Consider the following 1114-nt stretch of genomic DNA (forward strand, 5'->3'; position numbering starts at 1 on the left):
CTCCGGTTCGGCCGGTGGGCGAACCCGCCGGTCGGCCGAATCTCTCAACTACGCGGCGGCGGCCACTTCGGCATCGCTTTTGGCATCGAACCGCGCGCTGTCATAATCCTCTCCCGTCGTCATCAGCTTCCAGGCGATGCGTGCAGTCTTGTTGGCCAGCGCCACGGCTGCCTGCTTCGGCGTCTTGCGCTGGAGCAGGTCGAGCAGCCAGCGCGATCCACGACGGTGCTTCCCGGTCGCTTGCTTGACTACCGCGGTCGCCCCAACCACAAGAAGTTGACGTAATCTCTCGTCGCCGGCTCGGGTTATCTTGCCGAGCCTGGTCTTTCCCGCGGTGGAATGGTCTTTGGGCGTCAGGCCGAGCCAGGCTGCGAACAATCGTCCCGAACGGAAGGCGTGCGGATCAGGCGCCTTCATCACCAGCGCGGCCGCCGTAACTGGTCCGATCCCAGGGACCTGCGCCAAGCGCCGGCTGGTGGCGTCGGCACGGTGCCAGGCCAGCAACTTGGCCTCGATCGCCTTCAACTCGGTCTGCACCTGGTCGTATTGCCGAGCAAGCATCACAAAAAGCTCGCGGGCCAGCACGGGCACACGTTCGTTCCGCTCGATCGCGGCCAGGAACGCAGCGAGCTTGTCCAGCCCCTTGGCCTCGGTCAGACCGAACTCCGCCGCATGACCGCGGATCGTGTTGGAGAGTTGCGTGCGACGCCCGACCAATTGCTCGCGGACGCCAAGCAGCATCAGCGCGGCCTGCTGCTCCGCCGTCTTTACAGGCACATACCGCATCCGCGGCCGGCTCGACGCCTCGCAAAGCCCCTCCGCATCGCGTCCGTCGTTTTTGTTGCGCGGCACGTAGGGCTTCACCAGTTGCGGCGCAATCAGCTTGACCGTGTGGCCCAGCCTGCCGAGCTCCCGCCCCAGATGGTGCGCGGCCCCGCAGGCCTCGATCACGACCACCGTCGGCGGCAGCTTTGCAAAAAACTCCAGCATCGCTTTGCGGCTGAGCCGCTTGCGCAGTACGACTTGCTCCGACGGATCCACGCCATGGAGCTGGAAAATATACTTCGACGTATCCATCCCAATGCGGATAATCTGGCTCACGGACGGCTCCTGT

At 64.8% G+C, this 1114-nt stretch carries 1 protein-coding gene; it reads right to left on the reverse strand.

Annotation, left to right across the window (positions count from 1 at the left end; all coding sequences use genetic code 11):
* Positions 1-48: 48 nt before the first annotated feature.
* Entirely contained in the window at positions 49-1101 is a 1053-nt protein-coding gene (locus XI05_RS08990) for an IS110 family transposase (RefSeq protein ID WP_271500726.1), read from the reverse strand.
* Positions 1102-1114 lie beyond the last annotated feature (13 nt).

This window comes from Bradyrhizobium sp. CCBAU 11357 (assembly GCF_028128865.1).
GTDB lineage: Bacteria > Pseudomonadota > Alphaproteobacteria > Rhizobiales > Xanthobacteraceae > Bradyrhizobium.